The 24,380-nt window shown below is 64.0% G+C and carries 19 protein-coding genes; 7 read left to right on the top strand and 12 right to left on the bottom strand.

Going from position 1 to position 24,380, the window contains the following annotated elements; all coding sequences use genetic code 11:
- The first annotated feature begins 363 nt into the window (after positions 1-363).
- The 4 genes from ABCN07_RS06880 (at position 364) to ABCN07_RS06865 (ending at position 8,557) form a co-directional block, all read left to right on the top strand.
- A complete protein-coding gene (locus tag ABCN07_RS06880) occupies positions 364-1,308 on the top strand; it encodes an endonuclease/exonuclease/phosphatase family protein (RefSeq protein WP_343005979.1) in 945 nt (314 codons plus the stop codon).
- A gap of 844 nt (positions 1,309-2,152) precedes the next feature.
- On the top strand, positions 2,153-3,079 hold the full coding sequence (cysK, locus tag ABCN07_RS06875; RefSeq protein ID WP_343005978.1) for a cysteine synthase A: 927 nt from the start codon (positions 2,153-2,155) through the stop codon (positions 3,077-3,079).
- 206 nt (positions 3,080-3,285) lie between these two features.
- Complete coding sequence (gene rlmKL, locus ABCN07_RS06870) at positions 3,286-6,045, top strand: bifunctional 23S rRNA (guanine(2069)-N(7))-methyltransferase RlmK/23S rRNA (guanine(2445)-N(2))-methyltransferase RlmL (protein WP_343005977.1); 2,760 nt, start codon at positions 3,286-3,288, stop codon at positions 6,043-6,045.
- A gap of 217 nt (positions 6,046-6,262) precedes the next feature.
- Positions 6,263-8,557 (top strand): KUP/HAK/KT family potassium transporter, encoded by a 2,295-nt coding sequence (locus ABCN07_RS06865; RefSeq protein ID WP_343005976.1) that lies wholly within the window; start codon positions 6,263-6,265, stop codon positions 8,555-8,557.
- Positions 8,558-8,639: 82 nt separating this feature from the next.
- On the opposite strand, the gene ABCN07_RS06860 is transcribed toward ABCN07_RS06865, so the two are convergent.
- Together ABCN07_RS06860 and ABCN07_RS06855 are read right to left on the bottom strand one after the other, a co-directional pair.
- Positions 8,640-10,127, bottom strand: coding sequence for a citrate synthase (locus ABCN07_RS06860; protein ID WP_343005975.1), 1,488 nt, complete (start codon positions 10,125-10,127; stop codon positions 8,640-8,642).
- 9 nt (positions 10,128-10,136) lie between these two features.
- The gene (locus tag ABCN07_RS06855) at positions 10,137-10,436 is read right to left on the bottom strand and encodes an ACT domain-containing protein (protein WP_343005974.1); all 300 of its coding nucleotides are present in this window, start codon (positions 10,434-10,436) and stop codon (positions 10,137-10,139) included.
- A 207-nt stretch (positions 10,437-10,643) separates the two neighbouring features.
- Between ABCN07_RS06855 and ABCN07_RS06850 the strand changes: the two genes are divergently transcribed.
- A complete protein-coding gene (locus tag ABCN07_RS06850) occupies positions 10,644-11,363 on the top strand; it encodes a DUF3793 family protein (protein ID WP_343005973.1) in 720 nt (239 codons plus the stop codon).
- Positions 11,364-11,425: 62 nt separating this feature from the next.
- Complete coding sequence (locus tag ABCN07_RS06845) at positions 11,426-11,845, top strand: flavodoxin (RefSeq protein WP_343005972.1); 420 nt, start codon at positions 11,426-11,428, stop codon at positions 11,843-11,845.
- A gap of 15 nt (positions 11,846-11,860) precedes the next feature.
- Here the strand turns inward: ABCN07_RS06845 and ABCN07_RS06840 are convergent, their stop codons facing one another.
- The 8 genes from ABCN07_RS06840 to ABCN07_RS06805 all read right to left on the bottom strand — a co-directional run bounded on the left by ABCN07_RS06840 (position 11,861) and on the right by ABCN07_RS06805 (position 19,021).
- On the bottom strand, positions 11,861-12,424 hold the full coding sequence (locus tag ABCN07_RS06840) for a transcription repressor NadR (RefSeq protein ID WP_343005971.1): 564 nt from the start codon (positions 12,422-12,424) through the stop codon (positions 11,861-11,863).
- The gene (gene nadC, locus ABCN07_RS06835) at positions 12,408-13,277 is read right to left on the bottom strand and encodes a carboxylating nicotinate-nucleotide diphosphorylase (protein ID WP_343005970.1); all 870 of its coding nucleotides are present in this window, start codon (positions 13,275-13,277) and stop codon (positions 12,408-12,410) included. Before nadC ends, ABCN07_RS06840 begins: the two co-directional genes overlap by 17 nt.
- Before the next feature lie 3 nt (positions 13,278-13,280).
- On the bottom strand, positions 13,281-14,684 hold the full coding sequence (locus tag ABCN07_RS06830) for an FAD-binding protein (protein ID WP_343005969.1): 1,404 nt from the start codon (positions 14,682-14,684) through the stop codon (positions 13,281-13,283).
- Positions 14,685-14,756: 72 nt separating this feature from the next.
- A complete protein-coding gene (nadA, locus tag ABCN07_RS06825; protein ID WP_343005968.1) occupies positions 14,757-15,794 on the bottom strand; it encodes a quinolinate synthase NadA in 1,038 nt (345 codons plus the stop codon).
- Positions 15,795-16,032: 238 nt separating this feature from the next.
- A complete protein-coding gene (locus ABCN07_RS06820) occupies positions 16,033-16,503 on the bottom strand; it encodes a PTS sugar transporter subunit IIA (protein WP_343005967.1) in 471 nt (156 codons plus the stop codon).
- 112 nt (positions 16,504-16,615) lie between these two features.
- Positions 16,616-17,125 carry a hypothetical protein gene (locus ABCN07_RS06815; protein ID WP_330028190.1) on the bottom strand — a complete coding sequence of 170 codons (510 nt, stop codon included), beginning with the start codon at positions 17,123-17,125 and terminating at the stop codon, positions 16,616-16,618.
- Between the two features lie 9 nt (positions 17,126-17,134).
- Positions 17,135-18,565 carry a PTS transporter subunit IIC gene (locus tag ABCN07_RS06810; RefSeq protein ID WP_343005966.1) on the bottom strand — a complete coding sequence of 477 codons (1,431 nt, stop codon included), beginning with the start codon at positions 18,563-18,565 and terminating at the stop codon, positions 17,135-17,137.
- A gap of 174 nt (positions 18,566-18,739) precedes the next feature.
- Positions 18,740-19,021, bottom strand: coding sequence for a PTS sugar transporter subunit IIB (locus ABCN07_RS06805; protein ID WP_330028194.1), 282 nt, complete (start codon positions 19,019-19,021; stop codon positions 18,740-18,742).
- A 370-nt stretch (positions 19,022-19,391) separates the two neighbouring features.
- Here ABCN07_RS06805 and ABCN07_RS06800 point away from each other — a divergent pair, with 370 nt between their 5' ends.
- On the top strand, positions 19,392-20,399 hold the full coding sequence (locus ABCN07_RS06800; RefSeq protein ID WP_343005965.1) for a LacI family DNA-binding transcriptional regulator: 1,008 nt from the start codon (positions 19,392-19,394) through the stop codon (positions 20,397-20,399).
- Between the two features lie 47 nt (positions 20,400-20,446).
- Here the strand turns inward: ABCN07_RS06800 and ABCN07_RS06795 are convergent, their stop codons facing one another.
- Together ABCN07_RS06795 and ABCN07_RS06790 are read right to left on the bottom strand one after the other, a co-directional pair.
- A complete protein-coding gene (locus tag ABCN07_RS06795; RefSeq protein ID WP_343005964.1) occupies positions 20,447-21,286 on the bottom strand; it encodes a methyltransferase domain-containing protein in 840 nt (279 codons plus the stop codon).
- 265 nt (positions 21,287-21,551) lie between these two features.
- Positions 21,552-24,062: a phosphoketolase gene (locus tag ABCN07_RS06790; RefSeq protein WP_343005963.1), complete on the bottom strand. Its 2,511-nt coding sequence runs from the start codon at positions 24,060-24,062 to the stop codon at positions 21,552-21,554.
- Positions 24,063-24,380 lie beyond the last annotated feature (318 nt).

The following is a 24,380-nucleotide window of genomic DNA, read 5'->3' as shown; positions in this document are numbered from 1 at the left end:
CGCACGGTTAGGACACAATCACTGCAAGTCATACGGCGGTTTCGTCAGATATGGTCGCTGTCGGCTCTCCTCAGCTAGCATGAATGCTGACAACGGGGAGGGCAGTACATGGCGCAGGGCAGTTCCACAAACGGATACGAGTACGGCACGACACCGTTCGAGAACCGAGGCGCGAGAGCCGTATCCGGCGCGCCGATTCCCTCCCCTGCGCAGCAAGCGCCCTACCTCCCGCATAAGACCTCCGCAAGAGCGGCAAAGCGCGCGGCGAAGCCCGCTCGTCGGCCCGCGCGAAGGCACCACCGCCCGCGTCATCCGCTCGTCTCGGCATTGCTCTGGCTTGCTATGCTTGGCGTTTGCGCGCTCATGGCGCTAAGGTTCCTGCCTACGGACCTCGCGAACGGCCGGATTGTCCCCGAAGTGGTCTCGTTCGTCCCACTTGCCCTCATTCCAACCATCATCTGCCTCGCGATCGCCCTCTTGTCGAGGAGGCGCCTCCTCCTTATCATCTGCGTCCTCGCGCTCGCCATAAACGGCTGGTGGCACGCCGGATACTTCGCAGGCCGCGCGCGGGTCTCCCCCGCCGCCGAATACGCCGTGTCCTCAAGCGCCACCACGGACGACTCATATGCGCGCGTCATGACGGTCAACACACTGAACGGAGCCGCGAGCGCCAAGCAGATCGTCGAGGTCTGCCGCGCCGAGCACGTCGAGGTCCTCTGCCTGCAGGAACTCACGGACGGCATGGTGGCAGACCTCACGGCGGCGGGAATCGACAAGGTCCTTCCCTATCATGTGGTCTCCGAGGGTGCATCCGCCATCAGCAACGGCGGCCGCAACGGCATCTGGACGGCGGTGCCACAGGACAACGTCTCGCGCAACCTCCTGCCCATCGAGACGAGCTCCATGCCCGCCGCGGACATCGTCATTGGCCCGGCCACCGTTCGCATCGTGAGCGTCCACCCAAACTCGCCCGTCCGCGGGGCGGAGGACCTTTGGGACAAGGGGCTTTCCGTAATCGGGTCGCTTTCCGACTATGGGCACGCCTATCTCATCATGGGTGACTTCAACTCAACCTGGGACCACGCACGCTTCCGCACGCTTCTAGGCACGCGGTTCGCCGACGCCAGCCAGGCGTCCGGCGAGGGATTCCACATGACCTACCCCTCGAACAAGATCGTGCCGTCGCTCATCGAGATCGACCACATCGTCTATGCGAGGGATTCCGGCATCACGGTGAGCTCGCTCAAGACCGTCGAGATCGCCGGCACGGACCACAAGGCCCTGATCGGCACCCTCGAGGCGAACTAAGATTAGGCCTCTTGCTTCGCGACAGCAGCTCAAAATGGGCAGATTGTACTCAGCGGGAGCCAGCCCGGCTATTCGTCTTCTTCGTCGCCCTGGCATTCCCTAAGCATCAAAATCGTGGCGCGCGCCAGATCGAGCCGAAACTGTAAGTCGGCGATATAAGACTTAAGCAGGTCAGGAGAGTCGGGCATGGTGGCTACGTCGTCATCCGCCGAGCAGCTCCAGAGCTTCCTCCCAAGCCTTCCGTCAAATGGCCGATAAACCATGGCGGCTATTACGACCATACCCGAATGGAGCCATGACCCATCAACTGTTCTCATCGTTCTCCCAACGCCCTTCACCATAGCGCCGTCAGACTTTCCAACGCCGGGAAGAGAGATGGCCTTGCTTTTAATAGCGGATTAACCATGAGCTATGCTAGCTGCGTGTTTGAATTTAGAAACCATCTATATGTGTGTTGCGTAGCAAAACATACAGATGCGTCGAAATCGGACACTATTTTTTGTGTCCGTAACAACACGGCGCCATGTCCGCAATGCCGACGTCACCGTGTCTGCAATGACAGCGTCGCTGCATCCGCAATGCCGGCACCGCCGCGTTCGCAACGACACGGCGCACCCGCCAAGCAATTCCTCATTGCCAGTTGATGAAAAACCATTAATTCCTACTGGATTGGTTGGTTTATTGGTGGCATACTTGCCCCCAACGAAGCTGAGGTCCCGCGCGACGCGCGCTCAACCCCTGCTTCGGCAAAGAGGAGAACCCGCTCCTCTCGCCTATGGACGGCAAAACCCGTCCGCCAGTCTGGTCGGAGCCGCGCTCCGTCCGCAGCCACAAGGAGGCTCTCATGCACGTCGCAACCCATGTCGAGGCACTCATCGGCTCCACCCCTCTCGTTGACCTCTCCTCGCTCCTCCCCGCCGACGCCCAGGCCAAGGGCACCCGCGTCCTCGGCAAGTACGAGGCGACCAACCCCGGCGGCTCCGTGAAGGACCGCGTCGCCCGTTACATGCTTGACGCAGCCGAGGCATCCGGCGAGCTCAAGGCAGGCGGCACCGTCATCGAACCCACAAGCGGCAACACCGGCGTAGGCCTGGCAATGCTCGCGGCCGCCCGCGGCTACAAGATGATCCTCACCATGCCTGAGACCATGTCCATCGAGCGCCGCAAGCTGGCAGCCTCCTACGGCGCGGAGATTGTCCTCACCCCCGGCGCCGAGGGCATGAAGGGCGCCATCGCCAAGGCTGATGAGCTGCACGCCTCCACGCCCAACAGCATCGTCGCCGGCCAGTTCACCAACCCCGCCAACCCGCGCGCCCACTACGAGACCACCGGTCCCGAGATTTGGGCCGACACCGAGGGCTCCGTCGACGCCATCGTCGCCGGCGTTGGCACGGGCGGCACCATCTCCGGCACCTCCAAGTTCCTGAAGGAGCACAAGCCGGGCGTCTACGCCGTCGCCGTCGAGCCGGCGGAGAGCCCCGTGCTGTCAGGCGGAAAGCCCGGCGGCCACAAGATCCAGGGCATCGGTGCCGGCTTCGAGCCTGAGAACTTCAAGCGCGAGATCGTCGACGAGATCCTGCCCGTCGCCTCGACTGACGCAATCGCCGAGCGAGCCGAGCTCGCCGCCAAGGTGGGCGTCCTCGTGGGCATCTCCTCCGGCGCCGCCGCCTTCGCCGCGCTCTCCGTCGCCCAGCGCCCCGAGTTCGCCGGCAAGACCGTCGTCGCCATCCTTCCCGACACCGGCGAGCGCTACCTCTCCATAGACCTGTAGCTTCAAGCGCCTCGACGCGCTCGAGCCCCAATTCATGCGACTCCCTTCCAACGCTCCGCTCAGCACCTTGCTCGAGCGGGGCGTTTTCTGTGTATACGGCCGGTGAGCCGCACGTTTACGCCCATATGGGTTAACCTCGGCAGGAGATGTGAGGGGCAAGCAGCTCCCTTACGGGCGAATGGTGACCCGATTGAAAGGTGATGCGCATGGCAGACACGCATGAGTTCTTCGCAACTTGTCCCAAGGGTTTCGAGCGCCTGCTCGCAGGCGAGCTCGCGAGTCTGGGAGCCACGGGCGTCCGCGCCCTCCACGGCCAGGTGGCCTTCTCCGGCTCCCTCGCCGAAGCCTACCGCGTCTGTCTCTGGAGCCGCATCGCCTCGCGCGTCGTCCTTGTCCTCTCCCACGGTGCCGCGACCGACGCAGACGAGCTCTATGACGCAGCCTCCTCAATCGACTGGGAGAGCCACCTTTCCCTCTCCTCTACCTTTGCCGTCGATGCCCACGGCGTGAACGACCAGCTCAGGAACACCCAGTTCGTCGCCCTCCGCGTCAAGGACGCGGTTTGCGACAGGATGCAGGCTCGCTTCGGCGGCCGCCCGAGCGTCGAGGTCCGCCACCCTGACGTCACGATCATCGCACGCGTCCGCGGCGAGCGCGTGACCCTCGGCATCGACCTCTCCGGCGAGCCGCTCTTCCACCGTGGCTTCGGCAGGCGCTCTGCGGACGACGGCCTCGGCGGCCTCCGCGCAGACTACGCGGCCGCGATGCTCGCCGCCGGCTCCTGGCACCGCTGCCTGCGCCACGACGCCCCCACCCTGGCCACCGCATACGCCGGTTCGGGCACCATCCTCGTCGAAGCAGCCGGCGCCGCACTCGACCGCGCCCCTGGCCTGCTTCGCTCCCGCTGGGGCTTCGACCGCTGGCTGGGCCATGACACCGCAGCCTGGGAGACCCTCCTCGACGAAGCGGACGAGCGTGCCGAGAAGGGCGGCGAGCGTGCCGGTTCCCTTCGTCTCATCTCGCTTGACGATCGTCCCGGTGCCGCCTCCGCCGCCCGCACGGCCCTGCGCTCGGCGGGCCTCGACGTCTCTCTCGATACGCTGACCTCGCGCGATACCCTCGCGAACTATCTCGCGGACTCCGACGCCTCCTCCACACTCGGAGTTTGCGATCTCTCTTGGCTCCGCACCGCAGAGCTCGCGCGCGAGGTCTCCGCCCTCGGCTGCGTCACCGCCCTTGCGGACTCCCTGCCCACGGGCTCGCCGCTCGCCGCGTTCGTGCTGGGCGACAGCCTCGACGCCGCCCTCGGCATGGCGCCGGCAGACAGCGTCTCAACGTTGCTCGGCCGCGATGAGGCCACGATCCGCCTCTACGCCGAGACGGAAGACGCCCGCGCCACCGGCGGCGACAACGGGGCGCCCGCAGCACCCGCGCCGCGCGCCACCGTCACCCTCAAGGACGGGACGACCATCCCCGTGCTCGTCTCCGCGTCAGATCAGTTCGCGGCTCGTCTCCAGAAGGTCGCGAAGCTCCGCGCCAAGTGGTCGAAGCGCGAAGACGTGAGCTGCTACCGCGTCTACGACGCAGACCTCCCCGACTACGCCGTCGCCATCGACCTCTACCAGGCGAGCGAGGCCTCGCGCGGCCGCGACAAGGGAGGGCGCTGGCTTGTCGTCCAGGAGTACGCCGCACCCAAGGGCATCGACCTCGAGCTCGCGCATCGCCGCCTACTCGACGTCCTCGCCATCGCGCCGCGCGTCCTTGGCGTCGATCCCAACGACGTCACCCTACGCGTGCGCAAGCGCGCCAAGGGCGGCTCCCAGTACGCGAGCGAGCAGGAGGAAGGCACTGACACCCGTCCCGGTCGCCGCTCGCGCCTCGCGCTTGCCCCCGGCTCCCACCTCGTAGACGAGGGAGGCCTCATCTTCGAGGTCAACCTCGCCGAGCGCCTCGACACAGGCCTCTTCCTCGATCATCGCGACGTGCGCGCCCAGGTGCGCGAGCTCGCCAAGGGCACCAAGGGCTCGAAGCGCTTCCTCAACCTGTTCGCCTACACCGGCACTGCCACCTGCTACGCCGCGGACGGCGGGGCAAAGCACACGACGACGGTTGACCTCTCTCGCACCTACCTCGACTGGGCCGAGCGCAACATGGAGCGAAACGGCTTCACCGGAGACGAGCACGAGTACGTCCAGGCCGACGTCGTCCGCTGGATCAGCGAGCAGCGTCGTACGCGCAACCGCTGGGACCTTGTCTTCTGCGATCCCCCAACCTTCTCGAACTCCAAGCGCATGGGCCGCGACTCCTTCGATGTGCAGCGAGACCACGCCGAGCTCCTCATCGGCGTCTCTCGCCTGCTCACCGCGGACGGCGTCTGCCTGTTCTCCTGCAACCTACGCGGGTTCACCCCCGACACCGAGAAGCTCGAGAGGTACGGCGTCGAAATCGAGGACGTCACGGAGGGCACCATTCCGGAGGACTTCAGCCGCAACGCGAAGATCCACCACGTCTACCTCGTGAAGAGGACCCCGCGCCCCGAGGGCGCCAGCGATCTGCCGGAGGAGACGCACCGCGAACAGACCAGCTTCCGCCACGAGCAGAACGGTCCTCGTCGCGATTCGAGCGACCGCCGCTACCCACAAGGTGACCGTCGTAGCTCGGGCGACAACCGCCGCATGCATGACGACCGCCGTAGCCCGGACGACCACCGCCGCACGCGTGACGATCGCCATTCACGAGACGATCGCCATTCACGAGACGACCGCGGCCCGCGGGGAGACCGCTATTCGCGCGACGACCGTGGCCCGCGGGGAGACCGCTATTCGCGAGACGACCGCGGCCCGCGCGGCAACCGCTTCTCGCGCGACGACCGCCGCGGCATGGATGGCCCGCGCCGCTACTCCGACGGTCCCCGCCGCTCGTCATCGCCCTCGGACCGCCGCGGTCCGGGCCGCGGAAGGTACTAAAGACCGCGCGAGCGGCACCGACCGCCGTCCTCCGCACATAAAGACCGCATAAAGTGGTACCTTAAGCTGCTTGACTTCAGCGTCCGCGCCGAGGTCAGGCAGTTTTTGTTGCGTCGTCCAGTTTGCGACCCCGTGGGCCACAAACAAGACGAAGTGGCCTGGACACGTATTGGAGCGGCCGGGGCGGAAAGCCCCCGTCACAAGGAGAGCAAGGAACATGGGTGTTTCTCGCGCAGCCGAACCCTCGACAAAGAAGAGGTCGTCGGCAAAGTCCGCTGGCATCCCGCTATCAGCGGCGATGATTCTCGTTACGCTTGGCGTCGTCTACGGCGACATCGGAACGAGCCCGATGTACACGCTCAAGGCGATCATGAGCGGCAACGGCGGCCTCACCACGATGAGCCAGGACGTCGTCATCGGCGCGCTGTCCCTCGTCATCTGGACGATGACCCTCATCACCACCGTCAAGTACGTGCTCGTCGCCATGAAGGCGGACAACCACAACGAGGGTGGCATCTTCGCCCTCTACAGCCTGGTGAAGCGCTGCGCCAAGTGGCTCATCATCCCCGCCATGGTTGGCGGCGCCGCGCTGCTCGCGGACGGCATCCTCACCCCCGCGGTGACGGTCACCACGGCCATCGAGGGTCTCCGCACGATCCCGTTCTTCCACGGCATCATCGGCGACAACCAGAACGTCGTCGTCTTTATCACCATCGCCATCCTCTGCGTGCTGTTCGCCATGCAGCGCGCCGGCACCTCCATGATCGGCAAGGCCTTCGGCCCGATCATGACCATCTGGTTCCTCTACCTCGGCATCGTCGGCCTCGTGAACGTCGGTGCGGACCTCAACGTCTTCCGTGCGCTCAACCCGCTGCGCGGCATCACGTTCCTGTTTGATGGCAACCTCAACAAGGCCGGCCTCATGGTCCTCGGCAACGTCTTCCTCTGCACGACCGGCGCCGAGGCCCTCTACTCCGACATGGGCCATGTCGGCAAGGCCAACATCTACGCCTCCTGGCCCTTCGTCAAGGCATGCCTCATTCTCAACTACCTCGGCCAGGGCGCCTGGATCCTTGCCAACAAAACCAACGCCGAGCTCGCCGCCCTGCACGAGCTCAACCCGTTCTTCCAGATGCTCCCGGAGAACCTCCGCGTCTTCGCCGTCGTCCTCTCGACCTTCGCTGCCATCATCGCGTCGCAGGCCCTGATCACCGGCTCCTACTCGATCATCTCCGAGGCTATTCGCCTCAACCTGATGCCGCACATGCGCATCGCCTACCCGAGCGAGACCAAGGGCCAGATCTACATCCCGCTGGTCAACAACATCATGTGGGTCTCCTGCATCGGCGTCGTGCTGTACTTCCGCAGCTCCTCCCACATGGAGGCCGCCTACGGCCTGGCCATCACCGTCACGATGCTGATGACCACGATGCTGTTGTTCACGTACCTCATGCGCGTCCGCAAGCGCAAGGTCGCCGCTTGGCCGTTCCTCCTCTTCTTCATGGCCATCGAGCTGGCGTTCTTCTTCTCGAGCCTCACGAAGTTCCTACATGGCGGCTACGTCACCGTCGTCATCGCCGCCCTCATCTTCGTCGTCATGTACATCTGGCGCCGCGGCACCGCCATCGAGCGCACGCAGAGCGTCTATCTACCCACCAAGCAGTACATCGACCAGCTCGCCGAGCTCCGCCAGGACAATGAGATCCCGTACCTCGCCGACAACCTCGTCTTCCTCACGAACGACTCCTCGCCCGACAGGCTCGACCGCGACATCCTCTACTCGATCCTGGATAAGCGTCCGAAGCGCGCCCGCGCGTACTTCTTCCTGAACATCCAGGTCACCGACGAGCCGTACACCCACGAGTTCTCGGTCAACACCTTTGGCACCGACTTCATCTTCAAGGTGCAGATCCGCCTTGGCTTCCGCGTGAACCAGCGCGTCAACGAGTACCTCTACCAGATCGTCGAGAAGCTCGTTCAGGACAACATGATCGCGCCGCAGCATCACAAGTACTCGATCTATAAGAAGAAGAGCTCGGTCGGCGACTTCCGCTTCTGCCTCGTGCGCAAGGTGCCGTCCAGCTCCGCCGACATCTCCGCGTTCGACCGCAACATCATCAACGCGAAGTACATCATCCGTCGCGTCTGTGGCTCGCCCGCGCACTGGTATGGCCTCGAGAACTCCTCCGTCATCTTTGAGTACGTGCCGCTGTTCGCCCGCACAAAGCGCCAGCACACCCTCGACTACGTCGAGCTCCCCGACGCCCTCAGGCGCGCCGGCCTTGCCTATGACAAGAACAACGACGAGTACGTCGCCCTCCGCACGGGCCGCAAGGTCCAGCTTGATGACGCCGAGAAGTACTTCGATGAAGAGGAAGACGTCGACCTCTTTGACGCCGCCGTCCGCAAGGCCCACGATGATGAGGCCCGCTACGTCGAGGACAGCATCATTGGTGGCGACACCGCGGTCTTCCGCCCTGTCTCCGCCGATGACGAAGAGGACGAGGACTAGCGTCTCCGTCTAACCCGCCTCAAGCAAAGCGGCGGCATCCCGAGCGAGGGGTGCCGCCGCTTATCGTTGTATGTGGGAATCTCTACTCCCCGCGCTCCTCGATAGGCACATAGTCCTTGCGGCCAACGACGGAGTTGTACGCCGGGCGGATGATGCGGCCGCAGCCGTAGAGCTCCTCCATGCGATGAGCTGTCCAGCCGGCAAGACGCGCCATGGCGAAGATGGGCGTGTAGAGATCAGCCGGCACGCCCAGCATCGAGTAGACAAAGCCCGTGTACAGGTCGATGTTGGCGCAGATGGGCTTGTTCGTCCCACGCACGCCATGGATGACCTCGGGAGTCAGACGCTCGATGCCCTCGATGAGGGCGAGCTTGTCCTCGCAGCCCTTTGTGGCAGCCAGATTGCGCGCATAGCGCTTCACGAGGCGAGCACGCGGATCGCTCTTGGTATAGACCGCGTGACCCATGCCATAGATGAGCCCCGTCTGATCGAACGCCTGCTTCGTCGCGAGCTTCTCGAGATAGCTCGCAAGCTCATCGTCATCATCCCAGCGCTCGACGTGGGCGGCCACGTCCTCGATCATGGCACCCACCTTGGAGTTGGCGCCACCGTGCTTGGGACCCTTGAGCGAGCCCATGGCAGCGGCGTAGGACGAGTAGGCATCCGTGCCCGAGCTCGAGAGTACGCGACAGGTGAACGTCGAGTTGTTGCCGCCGCCGTGCTCCGCATGGAGCATGAGCATGACGTCGAGCATCATGGCTTCCTCGCGCGTGAAGCCATCGGCGCCACGCAGAACGTCCAGGACCGTCTCCGCCATGGAATAACCCTCGCGGACGGGGGGAATGAGCAGCTTCTCGCCGGCGTGAGCGGAAACGGAAGCCTCGTGGGCGATAGCCGCGATGCGCGGCAGGCGTGCAAGAAGCGACAGGGCCACATCGACCTCATGCTGGTGCCCCGTGTCGTCAGGACACTCGTCGAAGGCGTAGAGCAGCAGCGTCGAACGCGCGAGCACGTTCATGACGGAGCTCGACTCCGTCGTGCGCGGGAACAGGCTCAGATAGCCGGTGGGCAGCTCGCGACGGGAATCGATGCGAGCGTTGAAGTCCGCAAGCTCGCCCGCGCTAGGCAGGCGACCGGAGATGAGCAGGTACGCTATCTCCTCGTAGCCGAAGCGACCGGCACCATGCGTCTGCGAGACGAGGTCTTCGAGGTGGTAGCCGCGGATGATGAGGTCGCCCTCGTCAGGAACGACCTTGCCATCGACCTTGTTGTAGCCGTGAACGTCCGAGATGGTCGTGAGACCCACGAGCACACCCGAGCCGTCGGCGTTGCGCAGGCCGCGCTTGACGTCGTACTCGCGGAACATCTCCTCCGGCAGCTTGTCGACCTTGGCATAGCCCTCGTAGAGACCCTCGCTCTCCACGGGGCGGCCGAGCGAAGCCTCGTCCGAAGGCATGGGAGTGACATCCGTGGCGCTCAGGAGCGCCGAGGTGTCGTTCGTCGACAGGACGCGACGCGCGACTCGCTCGCGAGCGCTGCGGGGCGTTAGATGCGATGAAAAAATCGCCATGACACTTCCTTACAGGCGATACATGAACTTGAAGACGTCCTCGCGCTGAATCGTGATCTGCACGCCAAGCTGCTTGGCAAGCTCATCGAGACCGACATGGATTTCCGCGAAGTCGGCATCACCTAGGTCGACGAGGGTCGTCATCGTAAACAGACCCTGGAGGATCGTCTGGGAGATGTCGAGGATGTTGACATTACGCTCTGCGAGCAGACCTGCGACCGCGGCAACGATGCCGGACCGGTCTGCGCCAAGAACGGAGACAATGGCGCGGTTGGACGTGGTGTTAGCGTTCGTGGTCTCGTCACTCATGGTGTCCCTCACATTCTGGTGGCCGATGTAGCTCGCAATTGTAACGCAGTCGGGTTTCCAGCTCGTGACGAGGTGGTGTTCTCGAAGGCGGCGCGCGCCCGGCACTCGGTTCCCAGCCGCGCGGCGCTCGTTAGTTGACCTAGTCTAACTTTACGGCTACTCTTTGCATCATAGTTAACCATGGCTGACTATTTTGAGGGAGCAGGCATGACGCTGGATGGAAATGGATTCGAGCGCGCCATCGTCAAACATTGCTCGCCCACGCTAGTGGGCATCAAGCCCGCATGTCTGTTTAACGTGCCCGGCGACTTCGCACAACACGGAAAACAACAATCAACCGGCGAGCAGGATCACTCGCGGCAGGCGCCCGGCACGCGGGGTACATCGGGCCAGTCAACCGGCAAACAGGACCCATCACGGCTACGCAACGCCCGCCTCGACGCACTCGTCGCGCGCGCAAATCGCCAGCTTGCAGGCACGAGCGTTCACGTACGCGTACTCGCTCGCAGGAGCTGCGGCGCGCTCGTGCTCGTATACCGGCCACAGCTTCTCGCGCGCGAGCTCTCCGCACCACGCGCCGCCGCGACGATGTTCTCGTGGGGCTATGAGACGACAGGCTCCGGCTGGCTCGAAGCGGCGATCGCACATCTGAGTCGCAAGCTCGAGGACCGTCAGCGGTGCAGTGCCAACGGAGGATTCCCCCACGAGGTGGGGCTCTTCCTCGGCTATCCCTATGACGATGTCATGGCCTTCATCGAGCATGGGGGCCGCGACTACCTGTGTTGTGGCTGTTGGAAGGTCTACTCCGATCAGGAGAACGCCGAGGCGTGCTTCGCGAGATATAAGCGCTGCACAAGGGATTGCGAGGCGATGCTTGGCCGCGGGGCAACGCTCGCGGAGCTGACGAGCGTGAGCGTCGCGGCATAGGCCTCCAGCCACATCGACGAACCCAAACCCGACAGGCGGGTTGGCATACGAAAGGACAGACCATGAGCAAGATCGCAGTCGTCTTCTGGAGCGGTACGGGCAACACCGAGACCATGGCGAGCGCCGTCGCGGATGGGGCGCGCGGCGCAGGTGCCGAGGTCGAGGAGATCCAGGCGGCGGACTTCTCCACAGATGCCCTGGCAGGTTTTGACGCCGTCGCATTCGGATGCCCGGCCATGGGCGACGAGTCCCTCGAGGAGGACGAGTTCGAGCCCATGTTCGAGGGCGTCGAAGACGAGCTCTCCGGCAAGAAAGTCGGCCTGTTTGGCAGCTATGACTGGGGCACCGGCGATTGGATGGACGCCTGGCGCGAGCGCACCGAGGGAGACGGCGCCGAGGTCGTCGACACCGTCATCGCCAACCTCGAGCCTGACGACGAGGCCCTCGAGGCCTGCCGCGCCCTTGGCGCCGCCCTCGCGTAGGAGGAAGCCCCTCTCCTACTCCAGGCCGTCCTCGTAGGGCAGGACCTGTGCGAGATAGCCCTTCTCGCGCAGGACCTGCTCTATTTCATCGAGCTGCGCCTCGGTCTCCGCGGCAATGCGGTGAAAGTGGTAGCCGCTCGTCACCGTCATCAACGGGAAGCTCTTCCCCGTGCGGATGCTCTCGAGGTAGCGCTCGACGTCGCGACGATTCCTGACGTCGAGGTCCGCCGTGATCTTGCCGTAGACGCGATGGTTGACCATGACGTTCAGCACGGCACCGCCAAGGTCGACGATCGTCGTGAGCTCATCCTCCAGGTCATCGGGGCCATGGTGGACCTTGAGAAGACGAGTGGGCACCTGCGGGGTCCCCTTGCCCTCCTGCAGCACGTAGCCGCGGCTCGTGGCAACGATGTCATGTCCGTCCGCCCTTAGAAGCGCGATGTCTTGGACGACGACCTGCCGGCTCACGCCAACGGCCTTCGCAAGCGCACTGCCAGAAACCGGCTGGGTCGCAGCAGCAAGCTCGGAGATGATGGCGGCCCTGCGTTCGGCGCCGCCCACGTTAGCAGCCCTCGCCATCGTCCAGCATCCTCAGGTGCTTGAGAGACAGGTCGAGGATTGGCGCGGAGTGCGTGAGGGCGCCAGAGCTGATGAAGTCAACGCCGAGGTCGGCGAGGGCGCGGATGTTCTCGGCGTCCACGTTGCCGGAGGCCTCGGTCTTGGCGCGTCCGCCGATGAGGGCGATTGCCTCGACCATGTCGTCGTGAGCCATGTTGTCGAGCATGATGATGTCAGCCCCGGCCTCGACGGCCTCGCGAACCATCTCGAGGTTCTCGCACTCAACCTCAACGGTGCAGGTAAAGGACGCATGGGCGCGCGCGGCCTCAATAGCCTGCGTGACACCGCCCGCCGCATCGATGTGGTTGTCCTTGAGCATGACGGCGGTCGAGAGGTTGTAGCGGTGATTGCGGCCACCGCCAATCTCCACCGCGGCCTTCTCGAACACGCGCAGGCAAGGCGTGGTCTTACGCGTGTCAACGAGAACGGTGTTCGTGCCCTCGAGCGCCGTGGCCATGCGACGCGTATACGTCGCGATACCACTCATGCGCTGCAGGAAGTTGAGCGCGACGCGTTCGCCGGCAAGTAGCACGCGAGCGTCACCGTAGACCGTGGCGAGATGCTGGCCCGCAGACACGACGTCGCCGTCCGCAACCGTCGCCTCGACGCGGGTTGCAGGGTCGAGGAGGGCAAACGCGCGGGCAAACACGTCCAGACCCGCGATGACGCCCCCCGCCTTTGCGATGAGCTGCACTTCCGCGGCGCGGGGATCGGGGCACACGGAGGCAGTGCTCACGTCCTCAAACGTGATGTCCTCCCTAAGCGCCTGGAGGATGATGTCGTCTCCCACGAGCTTCATGGCGATAGGATCCATCGTCTACGCCTCCTTCTCGGGCATGATCGAGTCAAAGTCGACGGGGGCGTCACCAAAGCCGGCGACATCCTCCGTTGTCGTACCATCCTCGGCACAAAGCACGTCGATGGCAAGCGTGCCGTCGCCGCTGACGCGATGCATGCCGTCAAGCGCCGGAGACCCCGCGAGCTCGACAGGCAGACTCTCGCCCGTGAGCATCTTATGCGCGGCGCGGCGCGCGAAGACGAGCGACTCAAGCAGGCTGTTGCTCGCGAGGCGGTTGTGGCCGTGAACGCCGTTGCAACTGGCCTCACCAGCGGCGAAGAGGTGGGGCATGGTCGTCGCGGAGTCGCGGTCGACCCGCACGCCGCCCATGAAGTAGTGCTGCGTGGGCACAACGGGAATCGGCTCGCAGAGGATGTCGCGGCCGTCCTCGAGGCAGCGCTCGCGAATGTTAGTGAAGTGACCCGTGATGACCTCGGACTCAACCGGGGCAAAGCTCAGCCACTCGTGCTCCATGCCATCCTTCTTCATCTGGGCGCGGATCGCAGCGGCCACGACGTCGCGCGGCTGGAGCTCGTCAGTGAAGCGGCGGCAGTCGCGGTTGAGCAGCACGGCACCCTCACCACGGCAGCTCTCGGAGATGAGGAAGGTGCGGCCGGGCTGGGGCGAGAAGAGGCCCGTGGGATGGATCTGCACGTAATCGAGGTGCTCGCACGTAATGCCGTGCTCTATGGCAACGTAGCAGGCATCACCCGTGAGCTGCGGATAGTTGGTCGAATGCTCATACACGCCACCGATGCCGCCGGTTGCCCAGAGCGTGTTGGACGCTCGAATCTCGAACTTTTCGCGGCTGCTCGAGAGCTCGTCGGCGGGAGCGAGGGAGCTCTCCTCGTCCACCGGGCGCGCGATGACGCCAGCGCAGGCTCCGTCGCGCTCGATGATGTCGACCATCGCGACATGCTCGAGGATTCTCACGTTGGGAAGGCGACGCACCGCGGCAAGGAGCTTCGTCGTGATCTCCTTGCCCGTGATGTCAGCGTGATAGGCGATGCGCGGGCGGCTGTGCGCGCCCTCGCGCGTGAATCCGAGGCTGCCGTCCTCCTCGCGCTCGAAGTCAACACCCAAGGCCACGAGATCATTGATTACGGAGCGGCTCGAGCGGATCATGACGTCAACGCTCTCGCGGCGGTTCTCCCAGTGGCCCGCGGCCATCGTGTCGCGGAAGAAGGCCTCGTAGTCCTCACCCTCCGGCAGCACGCAGATGCCGCCCTGGGCAAGCATCGAGTCGCATTCGTCAACCTTGCTCTTGGAAAGCATCACGACGTCGAGCGTCTGCGGCAGGTTGAGCGCGGCATACAGTCCCGCCACGCCACACCCGCAGATCACCACGTCGCAGCTCATGTCCTCATACTTCTTGGAAGCCATCCGGCCCTCCCGGCGATCCAGAAGTTGACAAAGGGACAGTCCCTTTGTCAACTTTTCCTTTGTAGCGTTCGCTTACTTCGCGGCGTACTCGAGCATGCGGTCGAGTGTGAGCTTGGCCTGAGCCGCGGCTTCTTCCGAGAGGCCAATCTCGACCTCGCCGGAACCAGAGGCGAGGCAGGCGACAAGCTTGCGAAGGCTGATCATGTCCATGTTGATACAGGTAGGACGCGTCTTCGGGAAGTAGAACTTCTTGCCAGTCCCCTGCGTGCGGCGCTCGAGCTCGAACAGGACGCCGGCAACCGTCACGATGATGAACTCGGAAGCCTCGCTCTTCTCAGCATAGGTGATGATGCCGGCCGTGGAGCCGATGTAGTCTGCCTCCGCCAGCACCTCCGCCTTGCACTCGGGATGCGCAAGCACGAGCGCGCCAGGGTGAGCGGCAACCGCTTCTTCGATCTGCTCCGCGGTGATGACGTGGTGACGCGGACAATAGCCCTTGTTGAGGATGACGTTCTTCTCGGGCACCTGCTCTGCCACATAGTGGCCCAGGTTCTGGTCCGGGATGAACAGGATGTTGTGCTGGGGCAGCTTAGAGACGATGTCCACAGCGTTGGAGGAGGTCACGCAGACGTCGCTCCAGCTCTTGATTTCCATGGTCGAGTTCACATAGCACACGACGGCAAGGTCATCGCCATATTGCTCGCGCGCGGCATCCACCGTCTCGCGCTTAACCATGTGCGCCATGGGGCAATCCGCCGCAGGCTCGGGAAGGAGGACGTGCTTGTCCGGGTTGAGGAGCTTTGCACTCTCGCCCATGAACTCAACGCCCGCGAGCACGATCGTGCTCTGCGGCAGCGACTTTGCGAGCTTCGCCAGATAGAACGAGTCGCCCACGTAGTCCGCCACTGCCTGGACCTCGGGAGCCACATAGTAGTGCGCGAGAATCACGGCGTCGCGCTCGGCCTTGAGACGCTCAATAGCCGAGGAGAGCTCGGCGGGAATAAGCGCGGCACGCTCCGCGGCCGTGGTACACGAACCCACGCCGTCTGCGACGAGCTGCGCGAGCTCCTCGGCGGAAGAATCGCTGGTAGAAGAGTTGATGCTTGCCAACCTGGCCCCTCTCGTTGGGAAATGCTGGGGGACAGTATGGCACGTGTCATGTCATGTGACAAGACAGCTGTAAAGACAATCTGGCCCAAGGGGACGCGGGCCAAAAAGGGAACGAGCCCAATGGGGACGTAGCCCTTTGGGCCATAGCACCGCCGAAAGCAGAGACAAGCGGCGGGCGGGGCTGGCTGCCACCACGGCAGACCGGCCCCACCCGTCGCTTGTCGCCCCAAGAAATGCGCTAGGCGAGGTATCCGCCAAACGCGGAAACCATGCCCTCGGGCGTGGTCTGGGACAGGACGTCAGCCGACTTGGCCTCGTCCATGAAGATGCCCATGAGCTTCTGGAGCATCTCCACCTGGCCGCCGTCGCGCTTGATGCCAAGGTTGATGACGAGCTTCGCCTCGACCTCATCGCCCATGCCGCCCATCGGCTGGAACTTGATGGGGTTCTTGGGCTTCACGATGGCGATGTAGGGCCTCTCCAGGTTCACCGGGTCCGTGTGCGGGATGGCAATCTGCGCCGTGGGACAGGCAAGGCCCGTGGGGTAGTTCTTCTCGCGCTCGCCAATGGCGGCACGCCACGTGTCCTTGAGGTAGCCCAGCGGCTTGAGACGGTCCTCGAGACCGTCAAATAGCTCCTGGGCGTCATTCGCCTCGAGGTCAAAGAACACGAGCTCGGGACGGAGCAGCTCTACGTCAGCTTGAGACATGTTTGTTCCCTTCTCGGAACGGCGCGGCAGGCTCTCGCCCGACACGCGTCTAATAAGAAGGCGCGGCAGCCGCTTGGGCGCCGCGCCTGAAAGGCCCCTGCTTCCCCGAGGCCTAGTCCGTAGCAGCCAGGCTTTCGGCGAGGGAGAGGAGATAGTCGTACACGGGCTCGGCCTTGTTCCCGTCCGCGTCGTACATGTCGCCGCAGACGAGGAAGTAGCGCCCACGCACCGGCGACGAGTCGTTCACGCGGGCGTAGATGCGCAGGCCCTCCGGCGTGGGGTTCACACGAAGACGCGTGATGGAGCCAGCCGGGTACTCGTCCACGTGTCCGAACGACTCGAGGCGCAGCGACTCGCCATCGAACGTCACGACGCGGGGGTACGAATGGGCCACGAACGCGTTCATGAGCGAGTACGCGCACACGACCATGACAAGGAGCATGAGCGGCGGCAGCACGCCGGCAATGAACAGGATGACGGACAACGGCAACCCTGCGCAGGACACGTAGGTGGGAAACAGCACGTCGATGAGATAGCGGCGCCGATCATACGTATAGGTGACCGCCCCCTCCGCAAGCGCACTTCCCCCGGCAGCCACGCCGCCCAGCTCCTTCTCGGTCATGCGAATCGCCTACGCCTGGGCAGAGGCGCCAGCGTGGAGCTCGGCGGCCTCCTTGACGATGCGCTTGTGGTTCCAGACGACCATGAGGACCGCGACGACGGCCGTCACGACGAGGCCGACAATCGGGTTGATCGTAGACAGCAGCACGAAGATGCCGGAGAGCGGCGAGCCGCCGTCGGAGAGAACGGTGACGAGGCTGGAACCAGCAACGCCGGTGGCGCCCACGGCGGAGCTGATGTCGAAGCCGGCCTGGGCGGCGCTCTGCGTGATGAGCGGGGCGAGAGCGGTGGAGATCAGCAGGGCCATGATGACGGAGATAAGGCCGATGACCAGGCCACGGAAGCCGTTGCCCTTGGAGACGGGCACGGCCACGGCGAGCATGTAGGTGCCGGCAGTGAGGTCAACGAACGGCAGCGTCTGGTTGCCGAAGGGCTGCAGCACAACGGCGAACAGCACCATGAGCGGGATGCAGATGAGTGCCAGCGACAGCGTGACGGGGTGGCCGACGGCGATGGCGGAGTCGAGGCCGATGTACATCTGGCCGCGGTTCTTCACCTTGTTCTGGATGAAGTTGGAGGCTGCCTCAGAGATGGGCAGCAGGCCCTCCATGAGCAGGGAGGCCATACGCGGGATGAGCACGAGCACGGCACCGAGCGTGACGCCGCAGGTGAGGATGCTCGTGATGGAGCCGGCGATGTCGGAGCCGTCGAAGTAGGCGATGGCGCCGATGATGAGGCCGATGACGGTACCGATGAACAGCGGCTCGCCAAAGATGCCGAACTTCTTCTGCATGGACTCGACGTCGATGTCGATGTCACGCACGCCCGGGATGTGGTCGATGACCCAGTTGAGGATCCAGGCAACCGGGGCGTAGGCAAGCGAGAAGCCCTGCGAGATGGAGACGCCCGGCATGTTCAGGGCCTCCTGGCAGTCCTTGGCCGTGGCATCAGCGAGAACGAGCAGGATCGTCTCGTCGATGATGGCGGCGGCAAAGCCAAACGTGATGTTGCCCGTGATGTTGGCGACGAGCGAGCCCACGAAGGCGTAGTGCCAGTAGTTCCAGATGTCCACGTTCACGGTCTGCGTGAGGTTCGCGAGCACCAGGATGAGGTTGACGATGAGCGCCAGCGGGATGATGACGAGGCCAACCGTGGTGCCCAGGGCAATTGCGGCACCGGCGGGCCAGCCCACGTCGATCGTGGAGAGCTGCAGGCCAAAGCGGTGAATCATCTCCTGGACGGCAGGTCCGATGGAGGTGCCGAACAGCTGGTTGATGACGAGGTTCAGGCCGATGAAGCCAACACCGACCATGAGGCCGGCCTTCAGGCTCTTGCCAAACCCAGCGCCCAGGCAGCAACCGATGATCGTAATGATGATCGGCATCATGACTGAGACGCCAAGGCCCTGTAGGAACGTGAAGAACGAGATAATCGCGTCCATGTAATACCTTCCTTACTTTCTCTTGCAAAAAACAAACCAGGGCACCCCGTGCCCCATGGAGCTTTGGGCACGCGAGCGTCCCGCTGTGGGCAGAAGGGGATGGGCCCACAGTGCGGCGGGCGTAGGCTCCCGCCGTTCAAGCGACCGGCGATGTCGCCGGAGCGCCGGTCACTACTACTTGAGAGCCTCGAGGATCTGCTGCTCGGCCGCAGCCTTGCCGATCGTGGTGAGGAACGGCACGCCGCTCACGTAAGGGCAGGAGATGCCGGCGGGCGCGGCCGTGGTGGCAACGAGCAGGTCGGCATCGGCGCACTGGGAGGGAGCCTCGCCGATGGCGCACTTCGTGATGGTGTACTGGCCGCTCAGGCCGTTGTTGTCGAGCAGGTCCTTGACCTTGGCCTCGACGGCCGTGGACGTGGCGATGCCCGAGCCGCAGGCGACGACGATCTTCTTCATGGATGGCTTCCTTTCTTGTCAGCCTTGTGCGGTTGCCCCGCTCACAGCCCCGCCCCCGGGGCGCGCGGCAGGTCTCTCCCCGCTTGTCGCCGCCATTGTAAACGGATTAAACATTTAAGTACAGATTGTTTTATCCCAAATGGTCTATATTTTGCAGTGAACGGTGGCTACCTGCTCTTTTGCACGTTATCAAGTTCCGAATTTGTTCACTGCTAAGATGCAGGTAAATAAGCTGTGGAGACGCAAACGCTCAATAAAGCCCTGGAAGGGAGCCATATACTTGTTGCAAGTAAACAAACACGACGCTTGCGTTAACCAATCGACGGCTACGGGCTCGACTTTGGCCATGATGCGCAGGATTGGGAGAAAGATGGGCAGAGTCAGCATCAGGGACATAGCCGCGGCCACTGGATACTCCCCCGCCACCGTCTCGAACGTCCTGAACAAGAAGGGCAACGTGGGCGCCAAGGCGTCGAGCATCATCCTCGACGCCGTGCAGCGCATGGGCTACCACCGCGCAAACCAGCTTGAGCGCGTCATCTTCGCCGTCGCACGCGTCACGGGGCGCATCGTTGACGAGAGCCCCTTCCACCCCGGCGTCTACGCGGGGATAGAGCGCGGCGCCAAGGCGCTCTCGCTCAAGGCGTCCATGACTACGCTCGACCTCACGAACCCCTCCACGCGCAAGGACACCGTGGCAGAGCTCGCGCAGAATGCCAACGCCGGCGTCATCCTGCTCGCCACGGAGATGACCAGCGATGACGAGTACGCCCTGTTCGAGGACTTCGACCTGCCGCTCGTCGTTCTTGACGGCTGGAGCGACAAGCTCGCCCTGGACTGCGTCACGATCGCCAACGAGCCCGCGGCCTACCGCGCCACGGCCCTTCTTGCCGAGAAGGGCCACGAGCGCATCGGCTACGTGGGCTCCCGCATACGAATCAAAAACTTCCCCCAGCGTGAGCGGGGCTTCCGCCACGTGCTCGAGGATATGTGCCTGCCCTTTGACGAGAAGAACCGCATTCTCGTGGACTCCTCCCCCGAGCAGGGCTATCTCGAGCTATGCGCCTGGCTCGACGACAATCCCACACTGCCCACGGCCTTCTTCTGCGACAACGACCTCGTGGCCGCGGCCCTCATCCGCGCGCTCAACGCGCACGGAATCCGCGTGCCAGACGACGTCTCCGTGATGGGTTTTGACGACGAGCAGCTCTGCCAGGTGATCCAGCCAACGCTTTCAAGCGTGCACGTGCCACGTCACAAGATGGGCGAGATGGCCGTGCGTCGCCTGTTCGAGCAGACGACGGACATTCGCCTTGCCCCCTGCATCACAATGCTGCACACCACAATAGCCCAGCGCCAGAGCATCAAGCGCATCTAGGGACCAAGGGAGACGGGTCCGCCTGGTCCCACTCCGGCGCCATCGCGTTAGAGCGTGATGCCGTCGGCCCAGTCACCGTTCTTCTTGGCGGCGCGGTTGCGCAGGTTCTGGATCGTAGCCTCCATGCCGTGCGGCGCGTAGCCGTCAAAGCTCGCAAGGTCTTGCGGGATATAGGCCGCCAGGCTCACCTCGGCCGTCTGCATGGGATTTACGGGCGCAGGGCCGGGCGTGGCCACATAGGCGCACACGCGAGCGCCACGCCCGCCGAGCTTGACCTCGTACTCGCTCGTAGGCTCGTCCGGACGCTCGGCGCGCGCGTCTCGGCTGCTCCAGCCAAGCTCATAGCCCGCGATGGGCACCTGCGTGAGCGCAAAGTCGAACAGAGGCTGGCTGTCCGTGCGCAGGCGAACCTCGCCGTCGGGCGCCAGCACGACTCGGTAGTCCATGAGCCGCTCAAAGTTCACGAGACGCTTGTGCGAGTCCTTCTTGCGCGGGAACGGCGTGGGAAAGTTGAGGTAAATGCATGCGAGCTCGCCAGGAGCGAACATCTCCTTGATGCGCATGGCCGTTCCCGGCACGAACAAAACGTTGGGAAGGCCGCTCTCGCAGCCCGCCTGAGCCGCGTAGGCAATGCAGATGGGCTCTGCGTCCATGCCGATGAAAAGCACGTCCGGCTCGCGGCGTGCCATCTCAACGGTAAAGGACCCTCGCCCGCAGCCCAGGTCGAGGCGAACCTCGCGAAAGGCCGGCGATCCCACCGGAGCGCATGCCCAGGCCCACATGCCGCACCACGCGTAGGGGTTGGGCTCAATGGCGCCCTCATAGCGCTCGAGGCGCTCCTCAAGCACGAAGTTCTTAGGCAGGCGAATGTGCAGTCCGTGCGGCATGGGTTCCCAAATCTCGCGAAGTCCGGGCGCCGGCCGCATCCGGCCGCGCAATCAAACGCAGCCTATTATCGGGGCAAAGCTGGAAGGCGGAGCGTTCTACTCCAAAAGTGCAGCGTTCCTAGACAAAAAGACCGGCCCGAAGCTCCCCCCAGAGCTTCGGGCCGGTGTGGTGTGCTCGGGCGGATGAGGCGGCCTCACCTCGCCCGAGCCGTGAAAACACTTGTCAGACAGCCAGCCGACGGGCTAGCCAACCGATGCGGACGACCTACTCGTTGTCGCCAGCAGTCATCTGGGTAGCGGAGAGCACACCCTCGGTGGCAGCGGCGGCGTCCGGCCAGACCCAGCTGGTGAACTCGGGCACGTCATAGCCCTCGTCCACGGCGAACTGGAAGGCGTCCTGACGGAACTTCTCCCACTCGGCGATCTTATCGGCGTACTTCTCGGCATCGATGATGCGGAGAGCGTCGGCAGCGAGAGCCCAGCGATCCATGTTGTTCAGACGAAGCATGTCGAACGGCGTGGTCGTGGAGCCCTTCTCCTCGTAGCCGTGGACGTGCCAGGCGTCGTGGCCCGGACGATCCCAGACGAGACGACGGATGGTGCCGGCGTAGGCGTGGAAGGCGAAGAGGACGGGCTTCTCGCCGTTGCCGAAGAGCTCGGCGAACTCCTCGTCGGAGATGGCGAGGTCGTTCTCGGAGGCGTTCTGGATCTTCAGGAGGTCAACGACGTTGACGAACTTGGCCTTGACACCCTCGCCCTTGAGCATGTCGAGGGCAGCGAGGGCCTCGAGGGCCGGCACGTCGCCGCAGGTGCCGAGGACGATGTCGGCGTCAGCGAGGGACTCAGCAGAGCTGGCCCACTTCCACTCGGCGACACCCTTCTCGAGCTCGGCCTTGGCCTCGTCGACCGTCAGGAAGGTCGGGGCGGGCTGCTTGCCGCAGAAGATGGCGTTCACGCAGTTCGTGGACTGGTAGCAACGCTCGGCGACGGCGAGGGCCATGTTGGCGTCGCAGGGGTAGTAGGCGTTGACGACGTGGGTGTCGTTGGCCTTGTTGAGGAGCAGGTCGACGAAGCCCGGGTCCTGGTGGGAGAAGCCGTTGTGGTCCTGACGCCAGACGTGGCTGGAGAGCAGGATGTTGAGGCCGGCGATGGGCTTGCGCCAAGGAATCTCACGGACGGTGGCCTCGAGCCACTTGCAGTGCTGGTTCACCATGGAGTCGACGACGTGGATGAAGGACTCGTAGGAGCTCCAGACACCGTGACGGCCGGTGAGGACGTAAGCCTCGAGGAAGCCCTCGCACTGGTGCTCGGAGAGCTGCTCGACGACCTTGCCCTGCGGGGCGAGGAGCTCGTCGTTGTCAGCGTCGGCGTAGAAGCCGCCCTCCCACTGCTTGACGGTGTACTTGTAGGCGTCCTGGAGACGGTTGGAAGCGGTCTCGTCCGGGCCAAAGATGCGGAAGTTCTCCATGTTGTTGGCGAGGACGTCAGCGGTGTAGGCACCGAAGACGCGGGCAGCCTCGGTGGAGCCCCAGCCGTGGCCCTTCTCGGCAACCGGAACCTCGTGGGCGTGGATGTCGGGGAGGACGAGGTCCTCACGGACAAGGCCGCCGTTGGCGTTCGGGTTAGCACCGATGCGGAGGTCACCCTCGGGCATGAAGGCGGTCACCTCGGGACGGATGGCGCCCTTCTCGTCGAAGAGCTCCTCCGGCTTGTAGGACTTGAGCCAACCACGCAGGACGCGGAAGTGCTCGTGGGTGTCCTTGGCGGAAGCCAGCGGCACCTGGTGGGCACGCCAAGAGCCCTCGGTCTTCTTGCCGTCGATGTGCTTCGGGCAGGTCCAGCCCTTCGGGGTGCGGAAGACGATCATCGGGTAGACCGGACGGGTCTCGTCGCCAGCCTCGGCAGCAGCCTTGATGTCGCAGATCTGGTTGAAGACCTCCTCGAGCAGGGCAGCGAAGCGAGCGTGGATGGAGATGTGGGACTCGTTGTCGAAGCCGGCAACGAAGAAGTGCGGATCATAGCCCATGCCCTCGAAGAACTCGGTGAGCTCCTCGTCAGAGATGCGGGAGAGAATCGTCGGGTTGGCGATCTTGTAGCCGTTGAGGTGCAGGATCGGGAGGACGATGCCGTCGGTCTTGGGGTTCACGAGCTTGTTGGACTGCCAAGAGGTGGCAAGCGGGCCAGTCTCGGACTCACCGTCGCCGACGACGGCGACAGCGAGGAGGCTCGGGTTGTCCATGATGGCGCCGTAAGCGTGGGACAGGGTGTAACCCAGCTCGCCGCCCTCGTGGATGGAGCCCGGGGTCTCAGGAGCGTAGTGAGAGGGGATGCCGCCGGGGTAAGAGAACTGACGGAAGAACTTCTGGAGGCCAGCCTCGTCGTTGGTGATGTCCGGACGGATGTCGTAGTAGGTGCCGTCAAGCAGGGACTGAGCGGTGCCGGCAGGTCCACCGTGACCGGGGCCCATGAGGAAGACGGCGTTCTGCTTGTGGTCGGCGATGAGGCGGTTCACGTGACCGAACAGGAAGTTCACGCCCGGCGTGGTGCCCCAGTGGCCAACGAGACGGTGCTTGACGTCGGGACGACCGAAGTCACGGGTCTCGCCGGTCTTCTCGTCAACCCAGTCCTTGCGCATAAGCGGGTTGGAACGGAGGTAGATCTGGCCGACGGACAGGTAGTTCGCAGCGCGCCAGTACTTCTCGATGCCCTCGAGCTCCTGCTCGGGAACCGGAGCGTCGAGCTTCTGCCAGGGGGTGCCGATGACGGGATGTGCCATTGTGCCTCTCCTCTTCCTGCGCGGTGGTAGACCGCGCTCGACTTTGCCCCTTTCGGGGCGCTGTAGCGCTTCTTTGCCTTCGCGTGGGCGTGGGTATCCGTCCGGCTTGGCTCGAAACGCCTCTTTGACTAACCGGTACGGAGTATATGAGGGTAAATCGTTTTACTTGGAGAGGAATTTGAATTACTTACAAGCGGCCTAACCGTTTAACTCCGCGAACGGTAGTGTTATACCCGCGGACGGTAGTGCCTTAGTTACAGAATTAACCGTTTTGTGGGCTTAGCTTGCACGGAGCTGACGCGTGGCTTACGAGGTCAC

The sequence above is a fragment of the Collinsella sp. 1033st1_E11_1033SCRN_220408 genome (assembly GCF_039062465.1).
In the GTDB taxonomy this organism is placed as follows: domain Bacteria; phylum Actinomycetota; class Coriobacteriia; order Coriobacteriales; family Atopobiaceae; genus Parolsenella.
This window is presented reverse-complemented; position numbering and strand designations above follow the sequence as displayed.

Bases quoted from the DNA above. Each gene is read 5' to 3' on its own strand.
- ABCN07_RS06830 (WP_343005969.1), bottom strand. From the start codon at position 14,684: ATGGCTTCCAAGAAGTATGAGGACATGAGCTGCGACGTGGTGATCTGC.
- ABCN07_RS06805 (WP_330028194.1), bottom strand. From the start codon at position 19,021: ATGAAGAAGATCGTCGTCGCCTGCGGCTCGGGCATCGCCACGTCCACG.
- ABCN07_RS06815 (WP_330028190.1), bottom strand. From the start codon at position 17,125: ATGACCGAGAAGGAGCTGGGCGGCGTGGCTGCCGGGGGAAGTGCGCTT.
- rlmKL (WP_343005977.1), top strand. From the start codon at position 3,286: ATGGCAGACACGCATGAGTTCTTCGCAACTTGTCCCAAGGGTTTCGAG.
- ABCN07_RS06855 (WP_343005974.1), bottom strand. From the start codon at position 10,436: ATGAGTGACGAGACCACGAACGCTAACACCACGTCCAACCGCGCCATT.
- nadC (WP_343005970.1), bottom strand. From the start codon at position 13,277: ATGGATCCTATCGCCATGAAGCTCGTGGGAGACGACATCATCCTCCAG.
- ABCN07_RS06820 (WP_343005967.1), bottom strand. From the start codon at position 16,503: ATGTCTCAAGCTGACGTAGAGCTGCTCCGTCCCGAGCTCGTGTTCTTT.
- ABCN07_RS06795 (WP_343005964.1), bottom strand. From the start codon at position 21,286: ATGCCGCACGGACTGCACATTCGCCTGCCTAAGAACTTCGTGCTTGAG.
- ABCN07_RS06845 (WP_343005972.1), top strand. From the start codon at position 11,426: ATGAGCAAGATCGCAGTCGTCTTCTGGAGCGGTACGGGCAACACCGAG.
- ABCN07_RS06860 (WP_343005975.1), bottom strand. From the start codon at position 10,127: ATGGCGATTTTTTCATCGCATCTAACGCCCCGCAGCGCTCGCGAGCGA.
- ABCN07_RS06800 (WP_343005965.1), top strand. From the start codon at position 19,392: ATGGGCAGAGTCAGCATCAGGGACATAGCCGCGGCCACTGGATACTCC.
- ABCN07_RS06850 (WP_343005973.1), top strand. From the start codon at position 10,644: ATGACGCTGGATGGAAATGGATTCGAGCGCGCCATCGTCAAACATTGC.
- ABCN07_RS06880 (WP_343005979.1), top strand. From the start codon at position 364: ATGGCGCTAAGGTTCCTGCCTACGGACCTCGCGAACGGCCGGATTGTC.
- ABCN07_RS06790 (WP_343005963.1), bottom strand. From the start codon at position 24,062: ATGGCACATCCCGTCATCGGCACCCCCTGGCAGAAGCTCGACGCTCCG.
- ABCN07_RS06865 (WP_343005976.1), top strand. From the start codon at position 6,263: ATGGGTGTTTCTCGCGCAGCCGAACCCTCGACAAAGAAGAGGTCGTCG.
- ABCN07_RS06840 (WP_343005971.1), bottom strand. From the start codon at position 12,424: ATGGCGAGGGCTGCTAACGTGGGCGGCGCCGAACGCAGGGCCGCCATC.
- ABCN07_RS06810 (WP_343005966.1), bottom strand. From the start codon at position 18,565: ATGGACGCGATTATCTCGTTCTTCACGTTCCTACAGGGCCTTGGCGTC.
- cysK (WP_343005978.1), top strand. From the start codon at position 2,153: ATGCACGTCGCAACCCATGTCGAGGCACTCATCGGCTCCACCCCTCTC.